The 15068-nt window shown below is 71.3% G+C and carries 14 protein-coding genes; 6 read left to right on the forward strand and 8 right to left on the reverse strand.

Annotated features, from left to right (window positions below; all coding sequences use genetic code 11):
- Positions 1–29: 29 nt before the first annotated feature.
- On the reverse strand, positions 30–1280 hold the full coding sequence (locus tag J2S43_RS36640) for a hypothetical protein (RefSeq protein ID WP_306837025.1): 1251 nt from the start codon (positions 1278–1280) through the stop codon (positions 30–32).
- Between the two features lie 86 nt (positions 1281–1366).
- On the opposite strand from J2S43_RS36640, the gene J2S43_RS36645 reads away from it, so the two are divergent.
- Positions 1367–2548: an NAD(P)/FAD-dependent oxidoreductase gene (locus J2S43_RS36645; RefSeq protein ID WP_306837028.1), complete on the forward strand. Its 1182-nt coding sequence runs from the start codon at positions 1367–1369 to the stop codon at positions 2546–2548.
- A 131-nt stretch (positions 2549–2679) separates the two neighbouring features.
- On the opposite strand, the gene J2S43_RS36650 is transcribed toward J2S43_RS36645, so the two are convergent.
- From J2S43_RS36650 to J2S43_RS36660, 3 genes are all read right to left on the reverse strand, one after another.
- Positions 2680–3516, reverse strand: a complete 837-nt coding sequence (locus J2S43_RS36650) for a CPBP family intramembrane glutamic endopeptidase (RefSeq protein ID WP_306837030.1) — start codon at positions 3514–3516, stop codon at positions 2680–2682.
- A 116-nt stretch (positions 3517–3632) separates the two neighbouring features.
- Entirely contained in the window at positions 3633–5435 is a 1803-nt protein-coding gene (locus J2S43_RS36655; RefSeq protein WP_306837032.1) for a glycoside hydrolase family 15 protein, read from the reverse strand.
- Positions 5436–5475: 40 nt separating this feature from the next.
- Positions 5476–7452 carry a HelD family protein gene (locus J2S43_RS36660; protein WP_306837034.1) on the reverse strand — a complete coding sequence of 659 codons (1977 nt, stop codon included), beginning with the start codon at positions 7450–7452 and terminating at the stop codon, positions 5476–5478.
- Positions 7453–7683: 231 nt separating this feature from the next.
- Between J2S43_RS36660 and J2S43_RS36665 the strand changes: the two genes are divergently transcribed.
- On the forward strand, positions 7684–8277 hold the full coding sequence (locus J2S43_RS36665) for an ArsR/SmtB family transcription factor (RefSeq protein ID WP_306837036.1): 594 nt from the start codon (positions 7684–7686) through the stop codon (positions 8275–8277).
- A gap of 6 nt (positions 8278–8283) precedes the next feature.
- Here the strand turns inward: J2S43_RS36665 and J2S43_RS36670 are convergent, their stop codons facing one another.
- A complete protein-coding gene (locus J2S43_RS36670; protein ID WP_306837039.1) occupies positions 8284–8604 on the reverse strand; it encodes a helix-turn-helix domain-containing protein in 321 nt (106 codons plus the stop codon).
- Complete coding sequence (locus J2S43_RS36675; protein WP_306837041.1) at positions 8601–8966, reverse strand: type II toxin-antitoxin system RelE/ParE family toxin; 366 nt, start codon at positions 8964–8966, stop codon at positions 8601–8603. Before J2S43_RS36675 ends, J2S43_RS36670 begins: the two co-directional genes overlap by 4 nt.
- 95 nt (positions 8967–9061) lie before the next feature.
- On the opposite strand from J2S43_RS36675, the gene J2S43_RS36680 reads away from it, so the two are divergent.
- The 3 genes from J2S43_RS36680 (at position 9062) to J2S43_RS36690 (ending at position 12115) form a co-directional block, all read left to right on the forward strand.
- Positions 9062–10291, forward strand: coding sequence for an MFS transporter (locus tag J2S43_RS36680; RefSeq protein ID WP_306837043.1), 1230 nt, complete (start codon positions 9062–9064; stop codon positions 10289–10291).
- Between the two features lie 109 nt (positions 10292–10400).
- On the forward strand, positions 10401–11495 hold the full coding sequence (locus tag J2S43_RS36685; protein ID WP_306837044.1) for a hypothetical protein: 1095 nt from the start codon (positions 10401–10403) through the stop codon (positions 11493–11495).
- A gap of 173 nt (positions 11496–11668) precedes the next feature.
- Positions 11669–12115: a GNAT family N-acetyltransferase gene (locus tag J2S43_RS36690; protein ID WP_306837046.1), complete on the forward strand. Its 447-nt coding sequence runs from the start codon at positions 11669–11671 to the stop codon at positions 12113–12115.
- A gap of 71 nt (positions 12116–12186) precedes the next feature.
- Here the strand turns inward: J2S43_RS36690 and J2S43_RS36695 are convergent, their stop codons facing one another.
- Both J2S43_RS36695 and J2S43_RS36700 read right to left on the reverse strand, forming a co-directional pair.
- Positions 12187–13035: a menaquinone biosynthetic enzyme MqnA/MqnD family protein gene (locus J2S43_RS36695; RefSeq protein ID WP_306837048.1), complete on the reverse strand. Its 849-nt coding sequence runs from the start codon at positions 13033–13035 to the stop codon at positions 12187–12189.
- A gap of 63 nt (positions 13036–13098) precedes the next feature.
- Positions 13099–14019 (reverse strand): hypothetical protein, encoded by a 921-nt coding sequence (locus J2S43_RS36700; protein WP_306837050.1) that lies wholly within the window; start codon positions 14017–14019, stop codon positions 13099–13101.
- A 96-nt stretch (positions 14020–14115) separates the two neighbouring features.
- On the opposite strand from J2S43_RS36700, the gene paaA reads away from it, so the two are divergent.
- Positions 14116–15051, forward strand: a complete 936-nt coding sequence (gene paaA / locus J2S43_RS36705) for a 1,2-phenylacetyl-CoA epoxidase subunit PaaA (protein ID WP_306837052.1) — start codon at positions 14116–14118, stop codon at positions 15049–15051.
- Positions 15052–15068 lie beyond the last annotated feature (17 nt).

A 15068-nucleotide genomic window follows, 5' to 3' on the forward strand; every position in this document is an offset into this window, starting at 1 on the left:
GAGCGGGGCTGAGTCAGAGCAGGGCTGAGTCAGAGCAGGTGGGCGTAGCGGTCCGGCGGGCCGCTCCAGGCCACCTCCGGGTCGAGCAGCACGGCCCAGTCCGGCCGCCACTGTGGTGAGCGGTGGGTCATCTCCGCGTTCAGCTTGTCCAGCCACGGGCCGGTGATGCCGTCGTACTCCCACCACTCCGGCCAGGAGTCCCAGCGCCGCTCCAGGTGAAAGCCGTCCGCGGTCGTCTCCAGCCGCAGGAACAGCCACCGGCCGCGCCCGCCGGAGTTCTCCGCCGTCCACAGCGCGCGGGCCAGATCGCTGGCCTCCCGGTACGCGACCCACGAGTTCTCGCCCTCGCGGGTCGCGGGCGGGAACTGGCCGGGCTGCTCGCTGGAACCGTCGATCTCCAGCTGGAACAGCACGGAGCAGCGCCCGTCCCCGCCCGGCGCCCGGCCGCGCGCCCACGCGATCAGCGCGCCCAGCTCCGGTGACATCGGATAGGTCATCTCGTCCGGCCGGGAAAGCTCCGGTGCCTGCCGCATCGCGGTCCAGACCAGCTGCTGGTGCTGCTCGTCGCTGAGCGCGCGCACCCGGCGGCGGACCGGGCGCGCAGCCGATGCGGGCACGAACGGCGCCGCGCTGCCCGGGGTGCCGCCGCCCCGCGCGGCCGCGGCCACACCGGCGCGCGGGTCGGGCTGCACCACGCTGATCCGGCCCAGCAGGTTCCACAGCACGGTCTCGTCCACCGCGCGGGCGTACGCGGCGGCCAGCAGCCGGTCCGCGGCAGCGTCCACGGACGTGCGCTCCTGCACCGAGTCGGGACCGTGCCGGCCCCACTCGAAGACGATCTCGCGCAGTGCCAGCAGCGCCTGCTGGTCGTCGATCACCTCGCGGACCGTGGCCAGCAGGCCGTCGTCGCCCAGGTCGTGCGGGTAGGCGACGCGGTGCCAGGCCTTGTCGTACCAGTAGACGTACCCGAGCTGGTCGATGTTCGCGGCCGAGGTCAGCTCCGCCCGGGGCAGCCACTCGGGCGCGCCGGCCAGCAGGTCGATCGGCGGGCTGTAGTCCACGGTCCGGCTGTACTCGTGGTCGTACCCGAAGAGCACCGCCCGGTCGCCGTCGATCAGCACCAGACGCGCGTGGTTGCCACCGTGATCGTCGTGGTGCGCGCCGGCACCGTCGATCCAGTACACGTCCCGGTATCCGATCGTCGCGAGCGCGGCCGCCTGCGCGACCCACCGCGCCCACAGCTGCGGGGGCGCGTCGAGGTCAACAGTGGTGATCTCCATGGGTACAAAGGTGCCACGAGACATCGGCCGAACGGACAGCCGGTCGTCACGTTGACGCACAGGTCGTGGTCGACCACGGTGGGATCATGTATGACGCGATCGTCGTCGGCGCGCGCACCGCAGGCTCGCCGACCGCCATGTTGCTGGCCCGTCAGGGGCACAGCGTCCTGCTCCTGGACAGGGCCGCCTTTCCCAGCGACACCCTGTCGACGCACCTCATGCACGTCCCCGCGATGGCCGCGCTGAAGCGGTGGGGCCTCCACGACGCGGTGGTGGCGACCGGTGCGCCACCGCACACGACGTTCACCATGGACTTCGGGCCGTTCGCGATCGTCGGCCCGCCGCCGCCGTTCGAGGGCGCCGAGTCTCCCTACTGCGTGCGCCGGACCGCGCTGGACGAGATCCTGCTCGACGCGGCGCGGGACGCGGGCGCCGAGGTGCGCACCGGCACCGGCGTGGACGAGATCCTGATCGAGGACGGCACGGTCACCGGCGTGCGGCTCCGGGACGGCGCGGTCGAGCGGGCCCGCATCGTGATCGGCGCGGACGGCCTGCACTCCACGGTGGCGAAGGCGGTGGAGGCGAAGGTCTACGCGGACACGCCGTCGCTGACCGCGGGCTACTACGCGTACTACACCGGCGTCTCGCGGGACGGCGCGGAGATCTACAACCTCGGCGACCGTACGGTGGTGATCTTCCCGACCAACGACGGGACCGCGGTGGTCTTCGTGGCCTGCCCGATCGCGGACTTCCACGACTTCCGCGCGGACGTGGAGGGCAACTACCTGGCCGCGATCGCGCGCGTGCCGGACGTGGCCGCTCGGGTGGCGGCCGGCGAGCGCACCGAGCGGATCCGGGGCACCGCGGACGTGCCCAACTTCCTCCGCGAGGCCTACGGCGACGGCTGGGCGCTGGTCGGCGACGCCGGCTACCACAAGGACCCGTGCATGGCCGCGGGCATCATGGACGCGTTCCTGTCCGCGGAGTGGCTGGCCGCGGCCGTGCACGCGGGCCTGACCGGCGAGCGGCCGATGGCGGACGCGCTCGCGGAGTACCGGGCGGTCCGGGACGAGCGCTTCCTGCCGTATCTCCGGATGACCGTCGGTCTGGCCTCGATGGAGCCGCCGGCGCCGGAGCAGGCCGCGCTGTTCGCGAAGATCGCGTCCGACCCGGCGGAGAGCACCCGCTTCTTCGGCGCGCTCCAGGGCAGCACCCCGATCGAGGAATATCTATCCCCGGAGAACGTCACCCGCATCATGACCGCCTGAACGGTGAGCTCTTTCAACCTGGCGCATGCGGTCCCGCCATTACCGGCCAGGTGGGAAACGACTCAGTGATCGGAGCGTCATTCGAGTCGTTGGAACGGCTTGAATGACGCCCCGATCACAAGCGGTGGCGGCTACCGGGTGCGGGTGCGGAACTGGCCGGTGCGGCGGGCCCGGCGGAGCATCAGGATCGCCGGCACCGTGCAGACCAGCATCGCGATCAGGCTGGCCTCCGGGCCGAAGACGCCGCCGGTCAGCACGGTCCGCGACGTGTCCAGCGCCAGGTGCAGCAGGCCGGTGTCGCCGCCCTCGGTGCCGGAGGTCGCGTTGCCGAAGACGCCCAGCTCCGTGAAGTTCCAGGCGAAGTGCAGGCCGATCGGCAGCCACAGCGAGCGGGTCAGCATGTAACCGGCCGTGGTCAGCGTGCCACCGGCCAGGCCGATCGCGAGCGCGCCCCAGAGCGTGGCGTTCTCGTTGACCAGGTGCGTCGCGCCGAAGAACGCGGACGAGGCGACCACCGCGATCAGGCTGCCGGCGCGCTCCTCCAGGATCCGGAACACCACGCCGCGGAACAGCAGCTCCTCGTTCACCGCGACGCTCATCATCGCGCCCATGGTGACCAGGAACGCGCCGAACGAATTCCAGCGCATGCTCTCCCAGCCGCCGAACACGCCGATCAGCAGAATGGTCGTCAGGAACAGCGCGAAGCCGAGCAGAATGCCATTTCGCAGGCCCTTCCACATGGCGTCTCGGGCCACCTCCACCGCCTCCCGGCCCTCCACCCGACGGTTCAGCCAGACGTAGGCGGCGATCGCGGCCGCGCTGGTCAGCAGCCCGGCGACCAGTGCGACCAGCGGGTTGAAGCCGGCCAGCACGTTGATCCCGCGGGTCGCGGACAGTACGGCGACCATCGCGACGAAAAGAATCGGAAAGCGGAATCGCCTGAGCTGTTCCTGCTGCGGAGTGGTCATCGGCCCGATCCTTCGTGGTCGCTCATCCCTTGACGTGAACGACTTTATGGATCGGGCCGAGTCACCCCATCCCCGTGCGGGGGGCAATCCCGGATCCCCCGCGCGGGGGATCGCCGTCAGCGGTCGAGCGCCGCGTCCAGGTTGACCGCCGCGGAGATCAGCGCGAGGTGCGTGAACGCCTGCGGGAAGTTGCCGAGCTGCTCGCCGGACGGGCCGATCTCCTCGGCGAACAGGCCGACGTGGTTCGCGTAGGTCAGCATCTTCTCGAAGATCATGCGCGCCTCGCGGACCCGGCCGGCCCGGGTGAGCGCCTCGACGTACCAGAAGGAGCAGAGGTTGAACGTGCCCTCCTGACCGGCGAGCCCGTCGTGGCCGGTGTGCGCGTACCGGTGGACCAGGCTGTCCGAGGCCAGCTCCGCCGAGATCCGGTCCAGCGTGGACAGAAATCGCGGGTCGGTCGGGCCGGAGAACTTGACCAGCGGCATGACCAGCAGGGACGCGTCCAGCAGTTTGCTGCCCGGGTGCATCACGTACGCGCCGACGTCCCGGTCCCAGCACGAGTTCTGCACGAACCGGTACGCCTGGTTGCCGAGCTTGCGCCACCGCTCGATCGGCGCCGGCAGCCCGCGGTCCCGGGCCAGGCGGCAGGCCCGGTCGTACGCCACCCAGGTCATCAGCGCGGAGTAGGTGAACCGCTGGCGCGGGCCCCGGATCTCCCAGATGCCCTCGTCCGGCTCCTGCCAGTGGCTGGCCAGCCAGTCGAGCCGCTTGGAGAGGTGGGTCCACAGGTCGTAGGAGATCGGCACCTCGCGGTTGTAGAGGTAGACCGAGTCCATCAGCTCGCCGTAGACGTCGATCTGCCGCTGGTTGACCGCGTTGTTGCCGATCCGGACCGGCGCGGAGCCGCGGTACCCCTCCAGGTGGTCGAGCGTGAACTCGGGGATCTCCGGGCTGCCGTCCACCGCGTACATGATCATGAGGTCGCGTTCCCGGTCGGCGTCCGCCTCCTCGCAGCGCTTCTGCACCCAGTCCATGAACGCGGCCGCCTCCTCCAGGAAGCCCAGCCGCATCAGCGCGTAGATGGTGAACGCGGCGTCGCGCAGCCACGCATACCGGTAGTCCCAGTTCCGGATGCCGCCCAGTTCCTCCGGCAGCGACGTGGTCGGCGCCGCGATCAGCGCGCCGGTCGGGTGGTAGACCAGCAGCTTGAGCGCCAGGGCGGAGCGCTGCACGGTCTCCCGCCAGCGCCCGCGGTACTTGCACTGGCTCAGCCACCGCTGCCAGAAGTCCGAGGTGCGCACGAACAGGTCCTCGTTCTCGCCCTCGATGAGCGGGCGCACCTCGCCCTTCCACTCCAGCTGGATCTCCACGGTCTCGCCCTCGTCCAGCGTGAACGTGGCGCCGACGCCGTCCGCCTCGATCTTCAGCGGCACGCTGGTGCGCAGCACGAACCGGCCGGCCGCGGACGTGAAGACCGCGCCCACGCCGCTGACGAGCTCGACCGTGTGCGACACCCGGCCGTAGTCGAACGCGGGGTGGCAGGCCAGCTCGAACGTGGCCCGGCCGCGGACCGCGCGCGCCCGGCGCACCAGCAGGTCACGCGCGGCCGCGGTCTCCGACGTCTCCGGCACCATGAAGTCGATCACCTCGCCGACCGCCTCCGCGCCGACGAAGCGGGTGACCAGGATGTTCGTCTCCGGCAGGTAGAGCTGCTTCGGACGGGCCGACGCCCGGCTGTGGATCGAGAAGTAGCCGCCCTTCCGGGAGTCGAGCAGCGAGGCGAAGAGCGACGGCGCGTCGAACCGGGCCGGGCAGTACCAGTCGATGGTGCCGTCCGTCCCGACCAGCGCGATGGTGCGCAGGTCGCCGACGATGCCGTGCTCCTCGATCGGGAGGTAGCCGTTGCGGGGGAGTGTCATGGTTCGTCCTCTCGCTGGGGCTCGCTTCCTAAACCATCGCTCAGGTCAGCGCCTCCGGCAGCGGAACAGCGTGAATGACAGTGAGACGAGAGACCGCCCGAGTCAGCACGACATAGAGCCTGTTCAATCCGCGTGGCTCGGCCGCAACGATCTCAGCAGGCTCGACGACGATCACGTGGTCGTACTCGAGTCCCTTGACGATCGAGGCCGGGACGATCTCGACCCGCTCGTTAAGTTTCAGTTTCGCCCGCAGGCCGTCGACCACGGCATCCGCCGCGATCACCGCCACCGACCCCTCGTGCTCCAATGCCGCCCGCACCGCGCGATCAAGATCTAGATCTAGATCATCCGTCGCGTGTACGTCGAGCGAGCCGTCCCTGCGCAGCGACTCGGCCGGCGGGACGTTGACCGCGAGGTGCGGCAGCAGACGGTTGGCCAGCTCCACCACCACGGCCGGCACCCGGAAGCCGACGGTCAGCGGCACCACCGGCGCGCCCGGCTTTCCCAGGTGCGCGAGCGACACCGCCCAGTCCGCGGACGCCCACGGCGCGGTGCCCTGCGCCAGGTCGCCGAGCAGCGTGATCGAGCCGTGCTCGCTGCGCCGCGCGACCGCCCGGCACTGCATCGGGGAGAGGTCCTGCGCCTCGTCCAGCACCACGTGACCGAAGCTCGGCATCCGGTCGAGCAGCCCGGCGATCTCGTCCATCAGCACCGTGTCGGCGTTCGTCCATCGTGTGCTCTTGGCGGTCCTGGCGGGCTTGAGCTGGACGATCGACGCCTGTTCCTCGTCGGTGAGCAGGCCGTCCGCGTGCTCCCGCAGCGCGTCGCGGTCGGTCAGCAGCCGGTGCAGCAGGCCCTCCGGCGTCAGCGCCGGCCAGACCTCGTCCAGGAACTCGGTCACCGGTTTCGCCTTCGCCATCCGCCGCTGCCACGACTCCGGCGGCGAGTCGCCCCGGCGCGCCTCCGACTGCCGGAGCAGCAGCGACACCACCCGGGCCCGGACCCGCTCGCGGCCCACCGCGTAGGGCAGGCCCTCCCGCCGCGCCTCGTCCACCACCCGGCGCAGCGGCTCCTCGCCGATCCGCCACCGGTACGAGCCGTCCGGCACCGTCATCGGCGCGCTCGGCTTGCCGATGTGCGACCAGACCGCGCGGTGCAGCACCTCCGCCATCCGCACGTCGTGCTTGACGATCGCGGCCTCGACCGTGTCCTCGCCCCTGATCGGCACGCGCGCGATCAGGTCCTCGACCGTGCTCTGCGCGACCTCCACCTCGCCCAGCGCGGGCAGCACCGCCGCGATGTAGCCGAGGAACGCCCGGTTCGGCCCGACGATCAGCACGCCGGAGCGGCGCAGCCGTTCCCGGTGCAGATACAGCAGGTACGCCGCCCGGTGCAGACCCACCGCGGTCTTACCGGTGCCCGGCGCGCCCTGCACACACAGTGAGTCGGCCAGGTCCGCACGGACCAGCTCGTCCTGCTCCGGCTGGATCGTCGCCACGATGTCCCGCATCGGCCCGACGCGCGGCCGCTCGATCTCCTGCGTCAGGATCCGTGACGCGGTGCCCAGCTCCTCGCCGCGGTCCAGGTGCTCGTCCTCGAACGACGTGATCACGCCCTCGGCGAAGCCGAACCGCCGCCGGACCGCCACGCCCTGCGGCTCCCGCACGCTGGCCCGGTAGAACGAGCGCGAGATCGGCGCCCGCCAGTCCAGCACCATCGGCTCGCCGGCCTCGTCCGTGACGTGCCGGCGCCCCACGTGGTAGTCGTGCCCCGCGTGTTCCCCGTCGCCGAAGTCCAGACGCCCGAAGAACAACGGCGTGCTCGGGTCGTCGGCCAGCTCCAGCACCCGCCGCGCCATGTGCCGGCCGAGCTGCTCCGCCGTGTACGAGTCGCCGGCCACCTTGTCGCCGGTCGCGAACAACGCCTCCGCGTGCTCCCGCATCCGCCGCAACGCCGACCGCGACGCGGTCAGGTGGGCTCGCTCGGCCGTCAACTCAACTTCAAGATCTGCGGACACGCTGCATCCTCACGCATTCTCGCCGCTACTCGCTCGCGTATCCGCAGTCCGTCACCTCCGGACCCGGCGCGTGGGACGTCCGCTCCGGTGCCATCCACCGCGGCCGTCAAGCGGCCATCGACCTTACGCGCCCACCCACCTCCATTCCACCGAATTACCACCGAGGCGACCCGCGAGACTCCCGCGGAGCGTGCGGCTGGGATGATCGGGGTGGCTGAGGGAGGGGTGCTGATGACCGACGCGGAGCGGCGCGGGTCGCAGCGGGTGACGATCTCGGACCCGCGGGTCATGCGGGCGCTGGCGCATCCCGCGCGGCTGGCCATCATGGAGCACCTCGGCTCGACCGGGGAGTCGGTGACCGCGACCTCGTGCGCGGAGGTCGCCGGGCTGTCGCCGAGCGCGACCAGTTACCACCTGCGCGCGCTGGCCAAGGCCGGCCTGGTCGAGGCCGCGCCGAGCCGGGGCGACGGGCGCGAGCGCCTGTGGCGGGCGGTGGCGCCGTCGTTCAGCATCGACGCCGGCCGGGACGCGTCCGACGACACCCGGGCCGCCGAGATCGCGCTGGTCGACACCCACCTGCAGCGCGACTTCGAGCGGATCCGCACCTACGCCCGGACCGCGCATCTGTTCCCGCCCGAGTGGTACAACGTCGGCCAGCTCAGCAGCATCGTCTGCACGATGACGCCGGACGAGGCCCTCAAGGTCAACCAGGCGATCATGGACCTGATCGACCCCTACCGCCGCCGCAACCGCGCGGACCCCCCGTCCGAGTCCCGCACGGTCGTCATCCACTACGCCGCGACCCCCCAGGACGTCACGGACTGACCGGCCTCATCCGATCGCCGCGATGTCCCCGTTCTCGAAGTAGATGGCCTGGTGCAGCCGGCCGCCGAGTGCGACCGCGTAGCGCGCGAGGACCTCCTGTCCGGAGATCTTTCCCTGCTCGATCTGTGACACCCGTCCCTTCGTGATCCCCATCCGCTCCGCGATCTGCTGCTGAGTCATGCCCCGCGACTTCCGCAGCTCCGCGAGCCGATGCCCGACAACCGTCGCCAGAAGTTCCTGCTTGCCGGCCTCGAACGCCTGCTCGCCTCCGGCGGCTTCGATCTCCTCGGCGCGAATGTCCTTCCATCGCACGTACTTGCTGTTCATGGCTGATCACCTTCCCCGGCGGTGCGTTCTTTCAAGTAGATCTCGTAGCGCTGCTCGGCCAATGGGATGGCTGTGCGATACCACTCGTTCCACTGCCCGGACTTGTCCCCAGTAACCAACAGGATGCTGCTTCGCCAGGGATCGAATGCGAACAGGATGCGCATCGTTCCTGGTCGGAGCTCCTTGAGATTCGCGAGCACAGAGTCGCGGATCGTGTCAACGAGTGGGCGTCCCAGTCCTGGGCCGTGCTCGGCAAGCACGTCGATGGCTTGGGACACGCGGGCGCGATCGATCGGGTCGAGGCTTCTGATCCACTCCCGCACCTCATCGACGACGTAGATGTCCCACTCTTCGTCCGACACGAGGCAAGTATAGCGATGACTAAACAACCACGCGCTCATCGATCGTCATCTGAACGGGGTTGTGTGATCGAGATGTGAAGCATTACTTTCGAAGTATGTCTTTCGTATCTGGGGCGGGCTGGCGGGACGTCCATCTGGCGGCCGGGGCGCGTGGGGTGTCGGTGGCCGGGGATCTGATGGCGGCGACGACGTTGGCGCTGATGTTGCAGTCCGCGGGGGCGGGCGGGTTCGCGGTGTCCGGGCTGATGCTGGCGGGGGTGTTGCCGCTGGTGGTGCTGGCGCCGCTGACCGGGCGGCTCGTCGACCGGACGGACAGCCGGACGCTGCTGGTGGGCGTCGGGCTGGCGCAGGCGGCGGTCTGCGCGGCGCTGTCCTTCGTCACGGCGCCGCTGCTGGTCGTCGCGTTGGTGGCGCTGATCGCCTGCGGCCTGGCGCTCACCCAGCCGACGCTGGCGGCGCTGCTGCCGGCCATGGTGAGCCGCGAGGACCTGCCGCGGGCGATGGCGCTCAGCCAGACCGCGACCTCGATCGGCGGCCTGGCCGCGCCGGTGCTGGCCGGCGTGCTGGTCGGGCAGTTCGGCGCGCGGGTGCCGCTGCTGCTGGACGCCGCGGCCTTCCTCGCGCTGGCCGCGGCCGGGCTGCTGATCCGCACGCGGCGCGGGCGAACCGGGGGGAACGCGGCGACGGCGGTGCCGGGGCAGCCCCGGTTCCGCTACTGGCGTGACCCGCTGCTCGGCGCGATCACGGTCGCGATCGCGGGCGTGGTGCTCGGCGTCGGCGCGATCAACGTGGTGGCCATCTTCTACCTGCGGGAGACGCTGCACGCCTCCACCACGACGTACGGGCTGATCGAGGCGCTCTGGGGAGTGGGCCTGCTGGCCGGCACCTGGGTGGCGGTGCGGCTGGTGCGCCGGATGCGGGACGACGGCACGCTGGTCTACGGCACGCTGTGCATGCTCGCGGCCACCTGCCTCGCCATCGCGGCGATGGCGATCTTCCCGGCCGTTCTCTGGGTGGCGCCGCTCTACCTGATCGGCGGCTTCTTCAACGGCGGGCTGAACGTGCAGCAGAACGTGCTGGTCGCGCGCCGAACCCCGGCCGAGTCGCACGGTCGCGCGTTCGCGATCCTGGTCGGCTGGATCCAGGGCGCGAACCTCACCGGGTACGCGCTGGCCGGCTTCATGCTCGAGGTCCTCGACCCGCGCACGCTGGTGTTCGCGCTCGGCGCGGCCGGCGTGACCGTCTGTGCGCTGGTCGCGGTGCCGATCGTGCGCGCGATCCACCGGGAGCGCGCCACGGCCCGGCCGGCCTTGGCCGCGGCCTGATCCCGTACCCAAATGTCGTGGTTCCCGGTTCCTGCAACGGTGGTCGTCGATGACATGGCGGCCGGGGGACGATCAGGTGCCGTAGCGGACGATCGGGGTGGGTGACGTGATGGCCGGCAGACAAGGGACCACGGCGCGGGAAGACCTGGTCACCGTGGCGTTGACGGCGGTCCTGGTGGCCGGCGGCATCACCGACGGCTGGGCGCACTCCAACCTGCCGTCCACGCTGGAGTCGTTCTTCACGCCTTGGCACGGCTTGATCTACGCCGGCTTCGCCGGGCTCGCGGCCTGGACGTTCTGGCTGGCCTACCGCGCTCGTGCCGACGCACCGCGCTGGTGGCGCGACGGCTGGCCCGCGGGTTATCGCGCGGGCGCGCTCGGCGTGCTCGTCTTCGGGGCCGGCGGGCTCGGCGACATGATCTGGCACGAGACGATCGGCATCGAGGTCGGTCTCAACGCGCAGTTCAGCCCGAGTCATCTGTTGCTCGTGATCGGCGCGATGCTGCTGGCCGGCAGCCCGGTGCGCGCCTGGTGGGCGACCGCGGAGCAGGGCCTGCGCACGGTCACCGGCGTCGCCGCGCTCGCGCTCACCACCGCGTTAACGGTGATCCTGCTCAGCCACTCCAACGCGTTCCTCACCGACGCACCGACCCGGGAGTTCGTGCCCGGCAACGCCGCGTCGAACGGCGGTCTCGACGCGGCCGGCGGCTCGGTCGCGCTGCTCGGCGTGGACGCGTACGTCTTCACCACGCCGATCATCGCGATCCCGTTCCTGCTGGCGCACCGCCGTCGGCCCACGCTCGGAGTCGGCGCCGCGATCGTCTCGGGCATGGTCCTGTTCGGCATGCTCATGTTCGAGTTCCCGGCCCCGATGGCGTTCGCCTCGCTGGTCGCGGTGCTCGCCGCGCTGCTCGCCGACGTGATCGTGGTCTGGCTGGACGCGGTCCGCGGCCCGCGCGCGGCGCTGCGGCTGCCGATCGCCGGCGCGGTCTACGTCGGCCTCGTCTGGTCCGGCATGCTGCTCGGCCTGCAGCTCGACGCGGGCCTGCGCTGGCCGATCGAGATGATCACCGGCATCGTGGTGATCACCGCGGCGCTCGGCGCGCTGCTCGGCGGCCTCGCGGCCCCACCCGCGTCGCACCGCACGCCGGAGCCGCATCGCTCTCCGGTCATGCCGGAGGAGAAGGCAAAGGTCAAGAGCTGACAAATCGTGATCTGCCCGCTTCCCGGGTGGTCACCTTCCCAGTGCTCCCGCGGGCCCCGGTTCCGTGGTGGTCGCCTTCAGCGAAAACCCGAGGGCCGGCCGCCGTCGTGCTCCGTCCTGGCGGTGCTCACCCCGGAGAGATCAACCGGAAGTGGCCTGGCACCATGCCCGGCATGTCGAAGATCTCCCTCGTGCCGGTCGACTCCGGCAACTGGCGGGCCGTCGCCGGCCTCACCGTGGCCCCGCACCAGCGGGAATGGGTCGCGCCGCCCACCTATTACCTGGCGCTCTGCCAGTACGGCGACGCCGGCTGGCGTCCACTCGCGGTGAGCGCGGACGGCGAGATCGTCGGCTTTCTGATGTGGACGATCGACCCGGCGGACGACGCGGCCTGGATCGGCGGCGTGATCATCGACGCGGAGCGGCAGGGCGCCGGCCTGGGCCGGGCCGCGATCGTGGCGCTGACCGAGAAGGTGCTGGCCGAGGAGCCGCAGGTGACCGGCTTCGCGCTCTCCTACGAGCCGGACAACGAGGCGGCCCGCCGTGCGTACGCGAGCGTCGGCTTCGCCGAGACGGGCGAGACCGAGGACACCGAAGTCGTCGCCCGCCTCAAGCGATAGGCAGTTCCACGATCGAGGCGTCCCCCCACGTCGTTCCAACGACGTGGGGGACCGCGACCTGCGGCAGGGCGTCAGGCCGGGAAGAACGCCGGCCCGTCCACGGGCAGGGCCGGCGCCTCGCCACGCGCGGTGGAGCGGCGGGCGAACTCGCGCAGCCCTTCGACCTGGCGCTCGCCGAGCGAGAAGTCCAGCGCCCGGAAGTACGTCGCCAGCGTGCCGGCGTCGAACGGCTCCCAGCGCGCGGCCGCCTCCGCCACGTCGTCCAGCTCGGCGAGGCACAGGTCGCGCGAGCGCAGGAACGCCTGGTGCACGTCCTTGACCTGCCCCGGGTGCTGGGCGGCGAAGTCACGGCGGGCGGCCCAGACCGCGAAGACCATCGGCAGGCCGGTCCACTCCCGCCAGGCCTGGCCGAGGTCGGTGACGTGCAGGCCGCGGCGCGGTGCCTCGTACATGCCGCGCAGCGCCACGTCGCCGATCACGACCGCGGCGTCGGCCTCCAGCAGCATCGCGGTCAGGTCCGGCGGGCAGGTGAAGTACTCCGGGTGCACGCCCCAGCGCTCGGCGAGCATCATCCGGGCGAGCAGCACGCTGGTCCGGGACGCCGAGCCGAGTGCGATCCGGGCGCCGTCCAGCTCCTCCAGCGGCTTCTTCGACACGATGTTCACGGAGAGCACCGGCCCGTCGCTGCCGACCGCGATGTCCGGCAGGAGCAGCAGCTCGTCCGCGTGCCGAAGGTACTCCAGCAGCGAGATCGGCCCGATGTCCAGATCGCCGCGGACGAGCGCGTCGTTGAGCGCGTCCGGGCTGTCCTTGTGCAGATCGACGTCGAGGAGCGCACCGGAGCGCATCAGGCCCCAGTAGATCGGGAGGCAGTTGAGGAACTGGATGTGGCCGACCCGGGGGCGCTGTGCGACGCTCATGGCGGCAACGTTATCCGCCGCCCGGCAGGAACCGCCCGGGAAGGTGTTCCAGAACGCATGCCCTCAGGCGAGCAGCTGACGGCCGATCCGGCGGCAGATCGAGGCGCCGTGTTCGTAGCCACGCGAGGCCGGGTACCGGGTCAGCACGCCGATGCTCCAGCCGTCGCCGATGGCCATGCAGTTGACGTGCCACTCGCCGAGCGTGTCCCGCACCACCCAGCCGTTCTTGATCGCGATGGACGACCGCGCCGCCGGTGGGAACGCCTTGCGGAGCCCGAAGTCGCCGACGCCGCGGACCGCCCGCATCTCCCGCAGCAGCCAGGGCGTCCAGGACGCGCCGGCCGCGCGCCCGTCCGCGATGCAGCGGCCGAGCAGCACCACGTCGCGGGCGGAGAGCCGGGTGTTGCTCCACATCTGCCGGTACGGCCCGCCGTCGATCAGCTGGCAGATCCGCCGCAGCCGCCGGATGGACTCGGATCGCCCGACCGCGGCCCAGAGTGACTCGGCCGCGTCGTTGTCGCTGTCGCGCAGCATGATCCGCAGCTGGCGCATGCGTGCGTCGCCGGGGCGGTGCCCGGCCGCGTCCGCGCGACGCAGGAAGTCGGCGCCGATCCACGCCTTGATCAGTGACGCGGTGGTGCTGGTCTCGCCGAGGTTGGGTGAGCCGGAGAGCGTGCCGGTGCGGTGATCGAGCAGCGCCCACGACCACCACGCGTCCCCGCCGACGTGCACCGCGGCCGGCCGCACCGGGAACGCCGGCCCGGTCTCCAGCACGCGCGGCGACAGCGGCGGGACACCGCCCTTCTCCAGGATGCGCGATGGTGCCGACGCGGGCGCGTGCCAGATCGGGGCCGCTGCCCGGGCGTCGTCGGAGGACGCCACCACGCGTGCGATGCCCGCACCGGCCGCCAGCACCGCCAGCACGGCCGCGGGCAGGATCACCCGGTTGGCCCGTTGCCGCGTTGCGGCCCGTCGCTTCCCCACAGGGAGGGATCTTATCCCACAAACGTGTCAAAACACCCAAAATGCCGCCTGTGACAGTCTATTGCGTGGTGCCGCAGCCGGTGTAACACTCGGATGATGGACGGCATCGATGAGCTGACCCGCGAGGAACGCTTCGACGCCCTGGTCGCGGCCGAGGAAAAGGTCGAGCCGGCCGACTGGATGCCCGAGGCGTACCGGAAAGGGCTGATCCGCCAGATCGCCCAGCACGCCCACTCCGAGATCATCGGCATGCAGCCGGAGGGTTCCTGGATCACCCGGGCGCCGAGCCTGAAGCGCAAGGCCATCCTGCTGGCGAAGGTGCAGGATGAGGCCGGCCACGGGCTCTACCTCTACGCCGCCGCCGAGACGCTCGGCATCACCCGCGACGAGCTGGTCGACGCGCTGCTGACCAAGCGGCAGAAGTACAGCTCGATCTTCAACTACCCCACGCTGACCTGGGCGGACATCGGCGCGATCGGCTGGCTGGTGGACGGCGCCGCGATCGTCAACCAGGTGCCGCTCTGCCGCTGCTCCTACGGGCCGTACGCGCGGGCCATGGTCCGCATCTGCAAGGAGGAGTCCTTCCACCAGCGCCAGGGCTACGAGTTGCTGCACACGCTCGCGCACGGCACCGCCGGCCAGCACGCGATGGCGCAGGACGCGCTGGACCGCTGGTGGTTCCCGTCGCTGGCGATGTTCGGCCCGCCGGACGCGGACTCCACCCACTCGGCCCGCTCGATCCAGTGGAAGATCAAGCGCTTCTCCAACGACGAGCTGCGCCAGCGCTTCGTGGACATGTGCGTGCCGCAGGCGGAGGTGCTCGGCCTGCGCATCCCAGACGACGGCCTGCGCTGGAACGAGGCCCGCGGCGCCCACGACTTCACGCCGCCGGACTTCGCCGAGCTGACCCGCGTGATCAGCGGCGACGGCCCGTGCAACGCCGAGCGGATGGCGCACCGCCGCGCGGCCCACGACGACGGCGCGTGGGTCCGCGAGGCTGCCACGGCGTTCGCGCGGAAGCAGGCGGCATGAGCGCGCGCGGGCACCAC

It is taken from the genome of Catenuloplanes nepalensis (genome assembly GCF_030811575.1).
In the GTDB taxonomy this organism is placed as follows: domain Bacteria; phylum Actinomycetota; class Actinomycetes; order Mycobacteriales; family Micromonosporaceae; genus Catenuloplanes; species Catenuloplanes nepalensis.